The following is a 16,627-nucleotide window of genomic DNA, read 5'->3' as shown; positions in this document are numbered from 1 at the left end:
CATGTCGCACCACGTCCAGCGGGAAATCCGCTACAATTTCGAATTCGATCACCGTATCAAGGCCTGCTTCATCGGCGCCGGCGGCCATGCCTACCGCAATGTCTATCCGGCGCTGCGTTATGCGCCGGTGGAACTTGCCGGCATCTGCGATCTCGATCTCGGCCGCGCCGAGAAATTCGCAAAACTCTTCGGCGCCGGCAAAGCCTATACCGATCATCGCGAGATGCTGGAGCGGGAAAAGCCGGAACTGGTCTTTCTCGTCACCGCCTATCATCCCGACGGCCGGGTGCAGGCGACCGATCTGGCCCTCGACGCGCTGGCAGCAGGCGCCCACGTCTGGATGGAAAAGCCGACAGCGGCAAGCATCGGCGATATCGAAAGGCTGCAGGCGGCAAGTGCGGCGGCCGGCCGCATGGTGATGACCGGCCTCAAGAAGACTTTCTTTCCGACGATCGAGAAACTCAAGGACCTGATCGGCTCGCCCGGCTTCGGCAGGCTGACCTCGATCAATGTCCGCTATCCCCAGAGCCTGCCGAGCCCGGAAGACCGCGCCGACCTCGTCAAGATGCAGAGCTTCCTCGATCATATTTACCATCCAGGAGCGATCCTGAATTTTCTCGGCGGCGAGATCGAGCGCGCAGGCTACGAGTGGGAAGCGCTGACCGGCGCAAGCGTCACCAGCCTGCGCTTCCGCTCCGGCGCGATCGGCACGCTGCATCTTGCCGCTGGCCAATCGGGCGGCAGCATCTTCGAGCGGGTCGAGATCATCGGCGAGGGCGCCAACGCCATCGTCGAAAACGGCAGCCGTCTGACCTATTTCCGCAAGGCGGACCTGCCGTCCTATGGCCGCGCCGCAAGCTTCATCCAGCCGGACGAGAATGCCGCGCTGCTCTATGAACCGGAGCATTCGCTAGGCCAGCTCTACAACAACAACCTCTTCTATCTCGGCTATGTGCCCGAGATCCTGCATCTGACGGATGCGATCCTTGCGGGCACGCCGATCACGAGGGGCACGCTCGAAATCGCCCGAGAGATCATGAAACTCTTCGAATTCTACAGACGCACGGATGCCGGCGTCACCACCAATCTCTGACCGGAGGCACAGTCTTGAGCGAGACCGACATCATTTTCAGGAAAGCCGGCGGCGAATTCATGCCGACCAGCTGGGGCGAACTCAACTGGAAGATCACCGGCGACGGCACGCCCGGCGCCGAGATGACCTTCGGCACCTGCCGCATCAATCCCGGCGAGCGCAACCAGCTGCACTCGCATCCCGACTGCGAAGAGATCCTCTACGTCGTTTCCGGCAGTTGCGAACACAAGCTCGGTGACGCCCTTTATCGGCTCGAACCTGGCGACGCCATCCGCATCCCCCGCAATATCCGCCACTGGGCGCGCGCGCTCGGCAACGAACCGCTCTTCGCCCTGATCATGTTCTCCTCCGGCACCCGGACGGCGGTCAATCATGAAGGCGAGGGCGCGGCCTGAACGCCGTCTGAAAGGGAAGACATCATGGCGTCGATCGCGCTTCACAACATCCGCAAATCCTACGGCACCCTGCCTGTCATCCACGGCGTCGACGTCGACATCGAGGATGGCGAATTCATCGTGCTGGTCGGGCCGTCCGGCTGCGGCAAGTCCACCTTGCTGCGCATGATCGCCGGCCTGGAGACGATCTCGGACGGCCGGCTTTCGATCGGCGGCCGCATGGTCAACGACCTGCCGTCGAAGGAGCGGGACATCGCCATGGTGTTCCAGAGCTATGCGCTCTATCCGCATCTGACGGTGGCCGAGAATATGGGCTTTTCCCTGAGGCTGCGCGGCACGGCCAAGGAGGAGATCGGCCGCCGCGTGCAGTCCGCCGCCAAGATTCTCGCGCTGGAACCCTATCTCGACCGCCATCCGCGTCATCTTTCGGGCGGCCAGCGCCAGCGCGTCGCCATGGGCCGCGCGATCGTGCGCGATCCGAAGGTGTTCCTCTTCGACGAACCGCTTTCCAATCTCGACGCCAAGCTGCGCGTGGCGATGCGCGCCGAGATCAAGGAGCTGCACCAGCGGCTGAAGATTACTACCGTCTACGTCACCCATGACCAGACCGAGGCGATGACCATGGCCGACCGCATCGTCGTGATGCGCGACGGCATCGTCGAGCAGATCGGAACGCCGCTGGAGATCTATGATCGCCCCGCAACCACCTTCGTCGCCGGCTTCATCGGCATGCCGGCGATGAACCTGCTCAAGGGCCGAATCCAGGCCGACGCCCCCTCGATCTTTCGCACCAACAGCGGGATCGCCATGCCGCTGTCGCTGCGTCCCGGCACCGCCGATCCCGGTGAAGAGCTGATTTACGGCATCAGGCCGGAACAGTTCGTCATCGCCGACGAGGGAACGCCGGCGACTATCGTCGTCGTCGAGCCGACAGGCGCGGAAACGCAGGTCGTCGCCCGGATCGGCGAAGAAAATGTCAATATGCTGTTTCGCGAGCGCATTGCCGTCAGGCCTGGCGACACCATCCGTTTCACCTTGCGGGCGGCCGGTGAACATCTGTTTTCGGCCGCGACAGGCAGGCGTCTTCCCGAAGTGGACGCCTGAAGCAGCCGTTTTCCTCAAGTTTGCCAAGGCTCTGACGATTGCGTGAGGCCGCTCCAAACCTGTGACAAAACCTCCCCGCCTCTGCTATGTCAGGAAAAATGCGGCGCCCCCAACGGCGCCGCGCTCTGTCTGACCAATCCCAGGAGTTTTGAAAGATGAGCGGTTCTCCCGACTATACACCCCCGAAGGTCTGGACCTGGAACAAGGCGAACGGCGGCCAATTCGCCAGCATCAACCGCCCGATCGCAGGGCCGACCCATGACAAGGAGCTTCCGATCGGCCGCCATCCGCTGCAGCTCTATTCGCTCGGCACGCCGAACGGCCAGAAGGTCACGATCATGCTCGAGGAGCTGCTGGCGCTCGGTCATAGCGGCGCGGAATATGATGCCTGGCTGATCAGGATCGGCGATGGCGACCAGTTCGGCAGCGGCTTCGTCGCCGTCAATCCCAACTCCAAGATCCCGGCACTGATGGACCGCAGCGGTTCGAAGCCGATCCGCGTTTTCGAATCCGGCGCAATCCTGACCTATCTCGCCGAAAAGTTCGGCGCCTTCCTGCCGACCGAGCCGGCCGCGCGCGCCGAATGCCTGTCATGGCTGTTCTGGCAGATGGGAAGCGCCCCATATCTCGGCGGCGGCTTCGGCCATTTCTACGCTTACGCGCCAACCAAGATCGAATATGCGATCGACCGCTTCGCCATGGAGGTGAAGCGTCAGCTCGACGTGCTCGATCGTCGCCTTGCCGAAAGCGAGTATCTGGCAGGCAGCCAGTATACGATCGCCGACATCGCCGTCTGGCCCTGGTATGGCGGTCTGGTGAAGGGCTGGACCTACGGGGCGGCCGAATTCCTGCAGGTCGAGGACTATAAGAACGTGCTGCGCTGGGCCGACGCCATCCACAACAGGCCGGCCGTGCAGCGCGGGCGCATGGTCAACCGCCTCTCCGGCGAGCCGTCGAGCCAGTTGCACGAGCGCCACGACGCCAGCGACTTCGACACGAAAACACAGGACAAGCTGGCCGCCGCCGAGTAAGCAAGCCGCATCAGCCTTTTGCAAAAAGAAATGAGGCTCCGCCGCCTTTGTGGCGGCGGAGCGTTTACAGGCTGCCCGAACTCAGTTCTTGACCGTGTCTTCCAGGAAGAAGCGGCCGAGGGGGTTCTGGTAGAAGTTCTCGATATTCTTGCGCGAGACGTTGATATAGGGGCTGTAATAGAGGTCGACCCAGTTGACGTCGTCCTTGGCCATCTTCTGCAGATCGACATACATCGCTTCGCGCTTTTTCGGGTCGAGTTCGAGACGTGCCTTGGCGACCAGTTCCTTCACCGCCTCGTTCTTGTAATTGGTCAGGTAGTTATTGTTGGAATCGTGGCCGAGGACGAAGGTGGTCTTCTGGTCCGGGTCGAGAATGTCGTTGGTCCAGTAGTTGACCGAGACGTCATAGTCGCCGGCAACCAGCATGTCCCATTGCTGGCTGGGATCGACCTTCTGCAGATTGGCGGTGATGCCGGCCTTTTGCAGCTGCTGCTGGACCAATACGGCCGTCTGCTCGTCGACTTCGTCGCCGGCGCGGACCAGGTAATTCAGCGTCAGGTCGGAGGCCCCGGCAGCCGCCAGCATTTCCTTGGCCTTTGCCGGATCATAGGGCCGCTGCAGATTGTCGGCGTAATAATAGAGCGCGCCCTTCGGAATGTAGGAATTGGCGACCGTGCCCTGGCCGAAGGTGATCGTGTCGACGATCGCCTTCTTGTCGATCGCAAGATCCAGCGCCTGGCGGACTTCCTTCTTGCCGAGCGCGCCATGCGCATGGTTGATCAGCAGATGATCCTCGCGGGTCGAGGCATCGATGTCGACATGGAGGTTCGTATCCTTCTTCAGTTCCTCGACGCGGGAGAAGGGAACGAAAATCGCCGCATCGAGTTCACCGGCCTGGACGTTCAGCATGCGGGTGTTGTCGTCGGGCACCGAGATCCACTCGACGCCGTCGAGCTTGACGCGGTCGGCCTCCCAGAAATTCGGGTTCTTCTTGAGGATGACGCGGTCGCCGCGCCGCCATTCGTCGATCACGAAGGCGCCGGATGCGATCGGCTTCTCGGCATAGGCATCAGGCCCCAGCGATTCCATGCCCTTCTTGGAAATGACCGAGGCATTGGGCAGCGCAAGCGTCGAGAGGAACGGCGCGGACGGATTCTTGAGCTTGATCGTCAGCGTATGCGCGTCGGTCGCGACCGCCGTGTCGATCACCTTGTAGGAATCGCTCCAGAGCGAGGCAGGATCGTCGCGGATGCGCAGCAGGCTGTAGGCCGCGTCTTCCGCCGTCAGCGGCGAACCGTCGGAGAATTTCGTGTCGCGGATCTTGAGCGTATAGGTCAGCCCGTCATCCGAGGCGGTCCAGCTTTCGGCAAGGCCCGGCTCCAGCTTCGTGCCTGTCTTGTCGACACGGATCAGCACGTCGTAGACGTTGGAGAACACCCAGTTGTCGATGTTCTGCGCGGTCTTGATCGGATCGAACGTCGTCGAATCCTCACGGCGGCCGATGGTGAGCACACCGGCGGCCTCCGCATAGCTTGCACTCAGCGTCAGGCCTGCGAGCATGGCGGCGAGCCCGATTGATTTCCACCTGTTTGTCATCAGTTCGTTCCCTTCTTTGTTATGGCATGCGTTTGATGGATATGGATTGCGGCTCGTCCCCGCCGCCGATGCCTTGCAGCAGCGGCTTGTCGGGATCGATGTCGGGAATGGCGGCGATCAGCGCCGCGGTATAGGCATGCTTCGGCCGCGTGAAGACTTCGTCGCAGCGGCCCTCCTCGACGATCTCGCCGCGATACATCACGACCACGCGTTCGCAGAGATTGCGCACGATCGCCAGATCATGGGCGATGAAGATCAGCGTGAGGTTCATCTTCGCGGTGAGCTGGCGGAAAAGCTCGATGATCTGCGCCTGGATGGTGACGTCGAGGGCGGCCACGCATTCATCCGCGATGATCAGCTTCGGCTCCACGGCGAGCGCGCGGGCGATGCCGGCGCGCTGGCACTGGCCGCCGCTCATGCTGCGCGGCTTGCGCTCGGCGAATTCGCGCTCGAGGCCGACGAGATCGAGCAGCTCGCCGATGCGTGCCGGAATATCGGCGGCGGCGACCTTGCCCTGGACCTTCAATACCTCCGCGAGCATCTGTCCGATCGTCAGCCGCGGGTTCAGCGCATTGTACGGATCCTGGAACACCATCGCCGTTTCGCGCCTGAGCTTCGCGAGGCCGGCGCTCCTCTGCTGCGCGAGATCGATGCCGTCGAAAGTGACGTGGCCGGCAGACAGCGGCGTCAGCCCGAGCACGGCGCGCGCAAGCGTACTCTTGCCGCTGCCGGATTCGCCGACGATGCCGACCGTCTCGCCCGGCATGATCTTCAGGCTGACGCCTGCAACGGCGCTGATCGTCTTGGCACTGCCTTTGAACAGGCCGCCGCCGCCCCTGAAGCGCACGTGCAGATCGTCGATCTCGAGTAAAGGCCCGGCCGGCGCGCTTGCCTCGGCGACCTCGCACGACGGCGCTGACGTCTCGCCTGATATCGACGGGTGGCTGTCGATCAGGTTGATCGTGTAGGGATGCTGCGGCCGTGCAAGGATCGTCCGTTTCGGTCCCTCTTCGACGAGCTTGCCGCCGCGCATGACGGCGATGCGGTCGCAGGTCTGGGCGACGGTGCCGAGATCGTGGGTGATGAGAATGATCGACAGACCGCGCCGGTCACGAATGTCGATCAGCAGGCGCAGGATCTGCGCCTGGATGGTGACGTCGAGCGCCGTCGTCGGTTCGTCGGCGATCAGGATCTTCGGGTTGCAGGACAGAGCGACACCGATCATCGCCCGCTGGCGCATGCCGCCGGAAAATTCATGCGGATAGCTGTCATACTGGCGGCCGGGGTCGGGAAAGCCGACCTGCGTCAGAATCTCCACCGCCGCGGCGCGGGCTTCGCGGGCACCCAGGCCCTGGTGGTAGCGGATGCCCTCGGCGATCTGGTCGCCGATCCGCATCACCGGATCGAGATGGCTCGTCGGGTTCTGGAAGATCATGCCGATCTCGCCGCCGCGCACCTGCAGCATCTCGCGATCGTCGATCCGCGTCAGGTCGCGCCCTTCGAGCAGCACGGAGCCGCCCTCGATCTTCAGCAGCGAGGAGGGTAGCAGGCGCACCAGCGAGCGGCAGAACAGGCTCTTGCCCGAGCCGCTCTCGCCGACGAGGCCGAGAATTTCGCCGCGGCCGAGGTCGAGCGAGACCGCGTCGAGCAGCGTGCGCGGGCCGGATTCGAGATGCGCCCTGACTGTGAGATCGCGGACGGAGAGCACAGGGCCGCTCATTCATGCACTCCCAGCAGTTCGCCGAGCGCATCGCCCAGCATGCTGAAGCCGAAGGCGAGGCAGACGATGGATAGGCCGGGAAACAGGGTGATCCACCAGGCCGTGGTGATGAAGCTCTGTCCTTCCGCGACCATGACGCCCCATTCGGCGATCGGCGGCTGGACGCCGAGACCGAGATAGCTGACGGCCGCACCGCTGAGCAGGACCAGCGTCGCATCGGACATGGAAAAGACGATCGAGCCGGCAATCGCGTTCGGCAGCAGGTGCCGGAACATGATGCGCCTGCGGCTGAAGCCGAGGCTGACGGCGGCAACGGCATAGTCGCTGCCCTTCAGCACCAGCATCTGCGCCCGGATCAGCCGCGCGTAAGAAACCCAGCCGACCAGCGCCATGGCGATATAGAAACTGCCGAGACCCGGGCCGAGGATCGCGATGATCGACAGCATCAGCACGAGGAAGGGGAAGGCGAGAATGATATCCACGAGGCGCATGAACAGCGCGTCGACGATCCCGCCGAAAAAGCCGGCGACCGTGCCGACCGTCGTGCCGATCAGGAAGGGGAAGACGACGCCGATCAGCGCCATCTGCAGATCGATGCGCGCACCCCAGATGACACGGGAAAGGATGTCACGGCCGAAATTGTCGGTGCCGAAGGGGTGAAGCAGTGAAGGCGCCTGCAGGCGCACCTCGGCGTTCTGCATGATCGGATCGTAAGGCGCGACAAGAGGCGCGCCAAGCGCAAGCAGGATGAAGAACAGCAGCACGCCGGCGCCGACGGCAAGCATCGGCCGCCGGCCAAAGAGGCGGCGCCGGCCAGGGGATGCGGGTGCGGCCGCCTCGATGCTCATAGCTTCACCCTCGGATCGACGGCGACGGTGACGATATCGGCGATGAAATTGATGAGCACGGTGGCGCAGGCAAAGACCATGGCGACGCCCTGCACCACCATGTAATCGCGCGAGAATATGGCTCTGACCAGCAGCTGGCCCATGCCGGGCAGCGCAAAGACGCTCTCGACCACGACAGTGCCGCCGATCAGCCAGCCGATGTTGACGGCAAGCAGGTTGATCGTCGGCACCAGCGAATTCGGCAGCACATGCCGCCAGAAGACGATGCCCTCGGGCATGCCGCGGGCGCGCGCCGCCGTCGCGACGTCCGATTTCAGCGCTTCGATCATTGCCGCCCGCAGGCTGCGCGTCAGCACGGTCGAGAGCGAGAGCGCCACCGTCAGGCTCGGCAGCACGAGATGCGCAAGCTTTTCGCCGAGTGTCGCGCCATAGCCGGAAACCGGCAGCAGGCCGAGTTCGACGCTGAAGAGGATGATCAGCATCAGCCCCAGCCAGAAGGGCGGAAAGCCGATGCCGAAGGTCGAGACGATACGCACCGCATGGTCCGGCGCGCGGCCCGCATTGCGCGCGGCGATCGCCGCCATCGGCACCGCGATCAGGACCGACAGGATGACGCTCGCGGCGACGAGCGCGAGCGTCGGCTCGATGCGGGTCGCGATCAGCTTCAGCACGTCGATCTTGTAGAGGATCGATTTGCCCATCTCGCCATTGGCGAGGTTCTTGAGGAAATAGACATATTGCAGCCACATCGGCTGATCGAGGCCGTATTGGGCGCGGATGCTAGCAAGGGCAGCCGGGGTTGCGCGCGTGCCGAGGATGTTGCGCGCGGGATCGCCGGGGATCAGCCGAACGAGAATGAAGGTGATGACGCTGATGCCGAAGATGACGGGCAGGAACTGCAGCGGTCGCGTCAGAACGAATTTATAGCGATGCATGACGGCGGCCACCCCTCTGTCTTCGTCCGGTTTGAGCCGCTTTCACTTGCATCAGGCTGCCTTCTGCCGGGCGAGGAAATCGAGAAGCGCCGGATAATAATCCTGCGGGTTCTCATAGAAGGGCATGTGGCTGGCATTGGCAAATACCTTGAGCTCGGCATTCGGCAGCGCGAGCTTCATCCTCAGCGCGCAGGCCGGCGTCAGCTCGTCATGCTCTCCCGTGGTGATCAGCACGGGCAGCGTCAGCCGCGGCAGATCGGGGATGCGGTTCCAATCCTTGAGGTTGCCGATATAGAGAAACTCATTGGGGCCCTGCATCGTCGCGTAAGGCGCCATGTTCCAGTCGTCGAGCGAACGGCGCACCGGCGCCGGCCATTCGGGCAAGCGGCAGACATGGCGATAGTTGAGGATGGTGACGGCGGCGAGATATTCCGGATGATCGTAGGTGCCCTGCGCCTCGTGCTTCTGCATCATCGACACCGTTTCCGGACCGAGCGCTGCCCGCAGCCGCTCCAGTTCCGAGATCAGATGCGGCATGTCGGCGACGGTATCTTCCAGGATCAGCGTCTTGAGATTTTCGGGATAGGTCAGCGCATATTCGATCGCCAGCCACCCGCCCCAGGAATGGCCGAGCATGTGGACCTTTCCGAGCCCCAGCGTCTTGCGCACCGTCTCGGTCTCCTCGACATACCGGCCGATCGTCCAGAGCGAGAGGTCGTCCGGCCGGTCGGAGGCGCCGGTGCCGAGCTGGTCGAAGGCGACGACGCGGTAGCCCTTGTCGATCAGGCAGGAGTGGGCTTCGCGCAGGTAATCGCAAGGCAGGCCGGGACCGCCGTTCAGGCAGAAAACCGTCTCGTCGCCGGCCCCGAAGCTATAGGCAACCACGCGATAGCCATCGACATCGATCTCAAATCGCGCGTCCGGCTGTATTTCACGCCACATTGATTGCTCCAGCAGAAAATATCCCTTGCTCAATATTTGGGCGTGGTTAATTTTTTACCGTAAATCGCGTGCCGTGCCAGCTATAAGAAGTGATAGGTAGGGCGCATGCCGAACCGGGGAACGCCCATGCTTGACGACATCGGAACGATCAGACGGCAGTTTACGGCGCATGAAACGCTGGACGGCTGCATCGACCAGGCCTTCGAGGGGATGAAGCAGCTGGGCTTCGAAGCCCTGATCTATGATTATACGCCGGTGCCCTACGACCTCGACGGCGCGATCATGATCCCGTCGCTGCTGAAACTCCGGAACATCGCCGACGACATGCACGACTACTGGTTCGATCGCGGCTATTTCCGCATCGACCCGGTCCAGCAGGTGGCGCTGCGCAGCAGCGCGCCGTTCTTCTGGAACTACGACACGGATGCCGACACGCTGATCAACCGCTTCATGAACGACGACACCGCGCCGGTGACGCGCTATCTCCGCGAACGCGACATGTCGACCGGAGTCACCGTGCCGGTCCATATGCCGGGCGGCGACTATGCGACGGTCACCGGTATCCGCTTCAGCGGGGACCGCGATTTCGAACGGCATGCGCTGCGCGCCATCGCCGACTTCAACCTGCTCGCCCACGTCTTCCACGAAACGGCCTATTCGCTCTTCGACACGAAGGCACGCAGCGTCGGCACGATCCGCCTGACCGAGCGGGAACGAGAATGCCTGCGCCATTCGGCGGAAGGCTATTCCGCCAAGGAAATCTCGCGCATCATCAGCCGCTCCGTGCCGACCGTTGTCATGCACCTCAATGCCGCCGCCAAGAAACTCGGCGCCCGCAACCGCACGCAGGCCGTGGTGCGCGCGGCCCACTACCGCCTGCTCGAAGAGCGTGGCCGATCATTGCCCACCCTATAACTTGTGATAGCTGCCTTCGCCGCTGCCGCCGCGTTATGGTTTCCACCTAGTCAAGAAATGGAGATGCCGGTGGCCGAAATCGCGACGCGTGAAGACTATTTGCCCTTTCGCGACTATCGCACCTGGTATCGCGTCACCGGTTCGCTGGAAAGCGGCAAGCTGCCTCTCGTCGTCGCCCATGGCGGGCCGGGCTGCACGCATAACTATGTCGATTCCTTCAAGGACATCGCCGCGCTCGACGGCCGCCCCGTCATCCATTACGACCAGCTCGGCAACGGCAATTCCACCCGCCTTCCTGAAAAAGGGCCGGATTTCTGGACTGTCGGCCTCTTTCTCGAAGAGCTGGATGCGCTGCTTGTCCATCTCGGCATTCAGAACCGTTATGCCTTCCTCGGCCAGTCCTGGGGAGGCATGCTCGGCGCCGAACATGCGGTGCGCCGGCCACAGGGCCTGAAGGCCCTCGTCATCGCCAACTCGCCGGCCAACATGCACACCTGGGTTGCGGAAGCCAATCGGCTGCGGCGGGAACTGCCGAAAGAGGTGCAGGACACACTGCTGAAGCACGAACAGGCGGGAAGCCTCACCGATCCGGACTATATCGCCGCCTCGCGCGTCTTCTATGACCGCCATGTCTGCCGCGTGGTGCCGTGGCCGCCCGAGGTGGCGCGCACCTTTGGGATCATGGACGAGGACAACACCGTCTACCGCAACATGAACGGCCCGACCGAATTCCACGTCATCGGGACGATGAAGGATTGGACGATCGAAGACAGGCTCGACCGCATCGAAGCGCCGACGCTGCTGATTTCAGGGAAATACGACGAAGCGACGCCCCTCGTGGTGAGGCCCTATCTCGAACGCGTTCCCGGCTGCGAGTGGGTGCTCTTCGAAAAGTCCAGCCACATGCCGCATGTGGAGGAAAAGCAGCTCTGCCTGGCAACCGTCTCCGGCTTCCTCTCGCGGCACGATTGAATGTTCTTGCCGGCTCCGTATCGCCCGGATCAGACTTCGGGGCAGCCGCGGATATTGGCGAATATGATACGGTCCGGCCTTCCGCTTCGCGTGAAGCCCTGAACCGTTATGGTCCGACGGGTTTCCCGCACGATCTGAGGCCTGCGAAGACCTGCATCGCGGGCGCTGTCCAGCGCATCCCGAACGTCACATCCACGGCGGTGCCGACGGTCGAAGTATGGATCTCGGTAATAATCACGCTCCCGCACATCGACGCCGCCAGGGCCTATTCGCAACTCCACCTGAGCATATGCCGGAAACGGGACTGCGATGCAGCCGAGAACCGCCGACACCAGAGCTGCTTTCAAGAGGTTCTTCATTTGCTTGCTCCCTAGATATTTAGGGAGAACTTGCGTCTTTGCCGTTGGTTCCGTTTGATCGCCGCAACGAAGTGCGGAACCGGCTCCGGTCTCGATGCACAACGGCCATATGAGCTTGTTCGAATTCTTGAAACTTCGCGATGATTTCGGGGGCATGCAGGACAGAACCTTCGGTGCAAGTCGCTAGCGAGCGGTACGAAAATACCGGCTCTCACACTTCACCGAGCTTCAACTTCTCGAAAATTTCCGAGCAAAACTCGTACCGCCAGGCTGTTCCACCGCTCTGGCTGCAATACAGTCATGCGAGCGCAAGCGATGCATCGGCCTGCAGAATTACCCCTCAAACGCGGCCTTCAGTGCCGTCATGACGGCACGAACGGACGGCACGTCCTTGATCTCGGCATGGACGACCAACCAAACCTCTCTTCTCAGCGGATCTTCGTCGTCGATCCGCAAGAGACCATCGGTTTCCGCCACGGCGAAATCGGGCAGCATGACGACACCGCCGCCAAGCTTCGCGGCGGCGGCCTGGAATTCCAGAATGGATGATCGTACTGCAATCGGCCGACCGCCGGCCCGCTCGATGAGGCGCAATTGCTGCGGCGAAGCGTTCATGCTCTCGTCGTAGCCGATGAACGTCCATTCGGACGGCTGAACGGTATCGAGGTAGATCTTTGATGCATAGAAGTGGAAGGAGATCTCCCCGAGCTTGGTGATGGAATAATCGCCTTGCTCCGGTCGCGAAAGCCGCACCGCGATATCAGCCTCGCGCCGATTGAGCGAGGCAAGCCGCTTCTCTCCGACAAGCGTGATCTGCAGGGCCGGATGGGCTTGCCTGATCGAAACCACAGGTTTCGCCAGGAGTACGCTCGAAAGTGCGGGTGGGGCGCTGATCCGCACATGGCCACTGACTTCCGTCGAGCTGCTTCGGCCAAGCTGCTCGATCGCGGCAGTCTGCAGGCCGACAACAGCCGCGTGTTTGGCAACCCGTTCCCCATCGTCCGTGAGAATGACACGCCGCCCGCGGCGATCGACGAGCTTGCACCCCAGCGAAGCTTCGAGGGACGCCACACGCCGGCTTATCGTGGCGTGCTCGACACCAATCTGTTTGGCGGCACCGAGCAACGTTCCCGACTGCGCGAGCGCGAGAAAATGGCGCAGGTCGTCCCAATCAATCTTTGTGAATTTCTTCCCATTCATTGCGCAACAATAGGGAATTTTCACACATCTGCCCAGGGAATAATCTGGGTGTGAAAAAAGGAGATCGAGGATGACCGACCAAATCGTATTTCTGAATGCACCCGGCGACGTCGCTCAGTTCCGGATAGAGGATCAATATCCGGATCCGCCGGGCACGGGCGAGATCAAAATCCGTCATCACGCCATCGGAACGAACTTCCTCGATGTCTATCACCGCAAGGGCATCTATCCGCTGCCATCCTATCCTGCGGTGATTGGCGCCGAGGCCGCGGGCGTGGTGGAAGCCACGGGGCCTGACGTCACCGACTTCAAACCGGGCGACCGGGTAGCCTATGCGGGACCGCCGGTTGGCGCCTATTGCTCGACCAGGAACATCGCAGCGGAAAGGGTAGTGAGGCTGCCCGAAACCGTTTCTGCGAAGCCCGCCGCGAGTTCGTTGCTCAAGGGCATGACCGCCTATCTGCTGCTGAAGAAAATCCACGACGTCGGCGACGGAAGCACCGTGCTGATCCACGCGGCGGCAGGCGGGCTTGGGAGTATTCTCGTTCGCTGGGCAAAGTCGCTCAACGCCACCGTCATCGGCACCGTCAGCACATCGCAGAAGGCGGCTCTCGCCAAATCCTATGGAGCAGATCATCTGATTGTCGGACGAGAGGCCGATATCGAAGGGCACGTGAAGCAATTTACAAGCGGGATCGGCGTCGATGTCGCCTATGACGGAATTGGCGGCGAGATGCTGATCAAAAGCATCCGTTCGGTCCGACCTTTCGGGAAGGCAGTCACGATCGGCCAGGCCGCTGGGCCGATTCCGCCTGTCCCGGTCGAGGAGCTCCGACCAGGCAAGTCGCTCTCCCATCCGAGCATCATGGCCTGGTGCGCCGATATCGGGCGCTATCGCGAGGCCGCACATGCGGCAATCCGCGCCATGGAAACGGGCATAGTATCTGAGATCGGCGGCGAATACAGGCTGGCGGACGTCGCGAATGCGCATGAGGAAATGGAAGCCGGACGGTCAGCCGGCAGCATTCTGCTGATACCATAGTTAGGCAAGGCAAGATCGACTGTCGTGAGGCTGATGGCGGTTCTCGAAGCCGGAGTAAGGGGCCGGCGCCCGATTGCATTCAATGCGATCATAGATCGTTTCATCGTTCAAGCATGAGAGCGAGAGTATCGCCGGCTGAACTCTGGATGGCAGTCCGTGGTCTCCTTAGAGCGGTTCAGCTTTTCACGGAAGCGCGTAACCGTTCTAAGTTTTTGTTTTTACGCAATTCCCGGCAAAAGCGCTTCGCGCTTTGCCTGGAAGTGCTCTAGAATTTAGGAACGGATCTTGAATACTCCAGCGAGCGGTACTTGCAGCGAATAACACCGCAAACGCAGACGCGATTGGCATGCGATCGGCTCATCAGTGCGACCGAGGCATTTTGTTCGCCATTAGCATAACAAGTTCTTCGGAGGCATCTGCGAGCGCCAGCGCCAGTTCCGCTGCCTGCCACCCGCGTTTCTGCAAATTCACGAGCATTTCCACCATCGCGATTTCGACCTCGCTTCTGCAGTTCGAAATCGGGCTCAATTCTATTTGCTTCTCATGGTCTATGGTGGTCATCTCAGCCTCCGTTCTGCCGCATGAAAGGGCAGGTTCGTATGAAATTCGCCGAAGCGTGGAATGGGTAAGGGTTGCGTGCAAGCCTCGGGCTCGTTACGCATCGACACAGATGGCGCCTCAACTTGCCCGCAACCCTTGCTCCGACGTCATTTGTCCATGTCCGACGTCGGGAGCGTCTTGCATAAATGCGATCCGAGGAAACCTGCATCACTGGCGACAAGATTTTTTCTCAGTGAACGAGGGTCGTATGACGAAAAATTCCACCGTAGACCGAATCTTGTGTAGAGAGCGCAGGAATACCCTCAGACAGTCACGACTATCCTTCCGTATTTTCAGGTTTTCTTTTGAAGAAAAGTCGCTTCACGTTTGAGAGCGCTATGCAACTACATGGCGCTGGGACGTGAATATTTTGGAAGTTCCGAACTGGTTCGGAGCCAACCATTGCTTATTTAGATACAGGATCGGGCTGCATTTGTCGTTATCCCCGCATCCTGAAAATTATCGTTCCGTACATTTCTGCACGGAAAAGAATATGATAAATAATTTATACACGTAGCGTTTCAACCGCTTACTTTTCAGGTGGCGGCGCGGAGGTTTCGGCCGCGAGAACGTTTGTTTTGCTCTCAATTTCAACAGCCCGGATCGGCTCATGCGCTGGAGGGATTGGATGGATACGGAGTCCGAATCTGGAGATGACCTCCCCGCGGGACGGGAATGGCCAGCCCACAAGGAGCGACGGCGCTGGCCACGCGAACCTGCCACGCAGAAGGAACATCGCTCGGATATTCCGCCTGCGCTGGCGCCCTTGCGTTTCTCGACGCAGGATCTGCCGCTGAAAGAGCAATTTCAGGCCTGGCGCGCGCATATGGCGCCGCTCGTCGATGTGCATCTGCCGGACGGAAAGTCCCCGGACGACGGCTTTCTTGCCGAACAGATCGGCTGGCGCCTTGGCGACGTACTCATCATCCAGCAGCGCGCGCAGGCATATAGTTTCATTCGCGATCAAACCATGCTGCGATCGAGCCCCATCGACCATTGGAACGTCGGCCTGCTTCGCAGCGGCCGGGCCTGGACCGAGGTCAACCGTCAGGTCACGGAAGCCGGTCCCGGTGCGGTATTTTTCGGATCTCTCGGTTATCCCCATCGCGGGCGGATGATCGATTCAGCCGCCGTGCTGGTTTTCTTGCCCTATGAATTGTTGGCTGCGAATGCGAGCCTTCTCCAGGGTGCCAACAACACGGTTCTTTCCGGCAGCCTGGCCGAACTGCTCACGAGCTATCTTACCGGCCTGGAAGCAAACCTGAGCAATGTGACCGCGGGGGAGGTGCCGCGCCTCGTACAAACGATCTCCGATATGGTCGTCGCATGCGCCGCCTCGTCCACAAGGCCGGATACGAGCCAGATCCAGGCAGGCATGGGAATGATGGAGCGGGCACACCGCTACGTTCACCTCAACCTCCATTCAGACGATTTGACGCCCGACGTCATGTGCCGTGCGTTGGGCATCTCGCGTACGCGGCTCTACCAATTGTTCGAAGCGAGCGGGGGCGTCTTCAATTACATTCGCAAACGCCGATTGCTGCAGGCATATGCGGATCTCAGCAACCCGGCCGACAACAGGCAAATCTCCGAGATTGCGGAGGCGGCCGGTTTCAACGCCGCTGCCAATTTTACGCGCGCGTTCAGCCACGAATTCGGGCTCAGCCCACGTGACATAAGAAAAACCGTGGCAACCGAGCGCCCGGTTGTCCCGGCCACGCTTCCCGCGTGCAGTCAAGGGACAACGATCGGAGATTGGCTGGTGCCGGCACATTAGAGCATGTCGCGCAAAAGTGTGCGGCGGTTTTGCGTTAACGACATGCGTAAAACAAAGACCTAAAGCGCGAAGAGCGAATCTGAAAGATCGCGACGCGC

General features: G+C 61.4%; 16 protein-coding genes. 8 read left to right on the top strand and 8 right to left on the bottom strand.

Going from position 1 to position 16,627, the window contains the following annotated elements; all coding sequences use genetic code 11:
* Position 1: 1 nt before the first annotated feature.
* From ATY78_RS12325 to yghU, 4 genes are all read left to right on the top strand, one after another.
* The gene (locus tag ATY78_RS12325) at positions 2 to 1,093 is read left to right on the top strand and encodes a Gfo/Idh/MocA family oxidoreductase (protein WP_088682597.1); all 1,092 of its coding nucleotides are present in this window, start codon (positions 2 to 4) and stop codon (positions 1,091 to 1,093) included.
* A 14-nt stretch (positions 1,094 to 1,107) separates the two neighbouring features.
* A complete protein-coding gene (locus ATY78_RS12320) occupies positions 1,108 to 1,488 on the top strand; it encodes a cupin domain-containing protein (protein ID WP_088682596.1) in 381 nt (126 codons plus the stop codon).
* A gap of 24 nt (positions 1,489 to 1,512) precedes the next feature.
* Positions 1,513 to 2,592, top strand: a complete 1,080-nt coding sequence (ugpC, locus tag ATY78_RS12315) for a sn-glycerol-3-phosphate ABC transporter ATP-binding protein UgpC (RefSeq protein WP_088682595.1) — start codon at positions 1,513 to 1,515, stop codon at positions 2,590 to 2,592.
* A gap of 155 nt (positions 2,593 to 2,747) precedes the next feature.
* Positions 2,748 to 3,623 (top strand): glutathione-dependent disulfide-bond oxidoreductase, encoded by an 876-nt coding sequence (gene yghU / locus ATY78_RS12310; protein ID WP_088682594.1) that lies wholly within the window; start codon positions 2,748 to 2,750, stop codon positions 3,621 to 3,623.
* An 81-nt stretch (positions 3,624 to 3,704) separates the two neighbouring features.
* Here yghU and ATY78_RS12305 read toward each other — a convergent pair whose 3' ends face one another.
* From ATY78_RS12305 to ATY78_RS12285, 5 genes are read right to left on the bottom strand one after another with little or no spacing between them, the layout of a single operon-like run.
* The gene (locus tag ATY78_RS12305; RefSeq protein WP_088682593.1) at positions 3,705 to 5,219 is read right to left on the bottom strand and encodes an ABC transporter substrate-binding protein; all 1,515 of its coding nucleotides are present in this window, start codon (positions 5,217 to 5,219) and stop codon (positions 3,705 to 3,707) included.
* A gap of 19 nt (positions 5,220 to 5,238) precedes the next feature.
* Positions 5,239 to 6,939, bottom strand: coding sequence for an ABC transporter ATP-binding protein (locus ATY78_RS12300; protein WP_088682592.1), 1,701 nt, complete (start codon positions 6,937 to 6,939; stop codon positions 5,239 to 5,241).
* Positions 6,936 to 7,787 carry an ABC transporter permease gene (locus ATY78_RS12295; protein ID WP_088682591.1) on the bottom strand — a complete coding sequence of 284 codons (852 nt, stop codon included), beginning with the start codon at positions 7,785 to 7,787 and terminating at the stop codon, positions 6,936 to 6,938. The genes ATY78_RS12300 and ATY78_RS12295 overlap by 4 nt, the downstream gene beginning before the upstream one ends.
* Positions 7,784 to 8,722, bottom strand: a complete 939-nt coding sequence (locus tag ATY78_RS12290) for an ABC transporter permease (RefSeq protein WP_088682723.1) — start codon at positions 8,720 to 8,722, stop codon at positions 7,784 to 7,786. Before ATY78_RS12290 ends, ATY78_RS12295 begins: the two co-directional genes overlap by 4 nt.
* Positions 8,723 to 8,773: 51 nt before the next feature.
* On the bottom strand, positions 8,774 to 9,664 hold the full coding sequence (locus ATY78_RS12285) for a proline iminopeptidase-family hydrolase (RefSeq protein ID WP_088682590.1): 891 nt from the start codon (positions 9,662 to 9,664) through the stop codon (positions 8,774 to 8,776).
* A gap of 126 nt (positions 9,665 to 9,790) precedes the next feature.
* Between ATY78_RS12285 and ATY78_RS12280 the strand changes: the two genes are divergently transcribed.
* The gene (locus ATY78_RS12280; protein WP_088682589.1) at positions 9,791 to 10,579 is read left to right on the top strand and encodes a LuxR family transcriptional regulator; all 789 of its coding nucleotides are present in this window, start codon (positions 9,791 to 9,793) and stop codon (positions 10,577 to 10,579) included.
* 69 nt (positions 10,580 to 10,648) lie between these two features.
* A complete protein-coding gene (locus tag ATY78_RS12275; RefSeq protein ID WP_088682722.1) occupies positions 10,649 to 11,551 on the top strand; it encodes a proline iminopeptidase-family hydrolase in 903 nt (300 codons plus the stop codon).
* A 29-nt stretch (positions 11,552 to 11,580) separates the two neighbouring features.
* Here the strand turns inward: ATY78_RS12275 and ATY78_RS12270 are convergent, their stop codons facing one another.
* Positions 11,581 to 11,910, bottom strand: a complete 330-nt coding sequence (locus tag ATY78_RS12270) for a hypothetical protein (protein WP_088682588.1) — start codon at positions 11,908 to 11,910, stop codon at positions 11,581 to 11,583.
* Positions 11,911 to 12,243: 333 nt separating this feature from the next.
* Positions 12,244 to 13,110, bottom strand: coding sequence for a LysR family transcriptional regulator (locus ATY78_RS12265; protein ID WP_088682587.1), 867 nt, complete (start codon positions 13,108 to 13,110; stop codon positions 12,244 to 12,246).
* 70 nt (positions 13,111 to 13,180) lie between these two features.
* Between ATY78_RS12265 and ATY78_RS12260 the strand changes: the two genes are divergently transcribed.
* Complete coding sequence (locus ATY78_RS12260; protein ID WP_088682586.1) at positions 13,181 to 14,152, top strand: quinone oxidoreductase; 972 nt, start codon at positions 13,181 to 13,183, stop codon at positions 14,150 to 14,152.
* A 360-nt stretch (positions 14,153 to 14,512) separates the two neighbouring features.
* Here ATY78_RS12260 and ATY78_RS12255 read toward each other — a convergent pair whose 3' ends face one another.
* Positions 14,513 to 14,713, bottom strand: a complete 201-nt coding sequence (locus ATY78_RS12255; protein ID WP_088682585.1) for a hypothetical protein — start codon at positions 14,711 to 14,713, stop codon at positions 14,513 to 14,515.
* 667 nt (positions 14,714 to 15,380) lie between these two features.
* On the opposite strand from ATY78_RS12255, the gene ATY78_RS12250 reads away from it, so the two are divergent.
* Complete coding sequence (locus ATY78_RS12250; RefSeq protein WP_088682584.1) at positions 15,381 to 16,529, top strand: AraC family transcriptional regulator; 1,149 nt, start codon at positions 15,381 to 15,383, stop codon at positions 16,527 to 16,529.
* Positions 16,530 to 16,627 lie beyond the last annotated feature (98 nt).

Source organism: Rhizobium sp. R635 (assembly GCF_002211285.1).
Taxonomy (GTDB): domain Bacteria; phylum Pseudomonadota; class Alphaproteobacteria; order Rhizobiales; family Rhizobiaceae; genus Rhizobium.
This window is presented reverse-complemented; position numbering and strand designations above follow the sequence as displayed.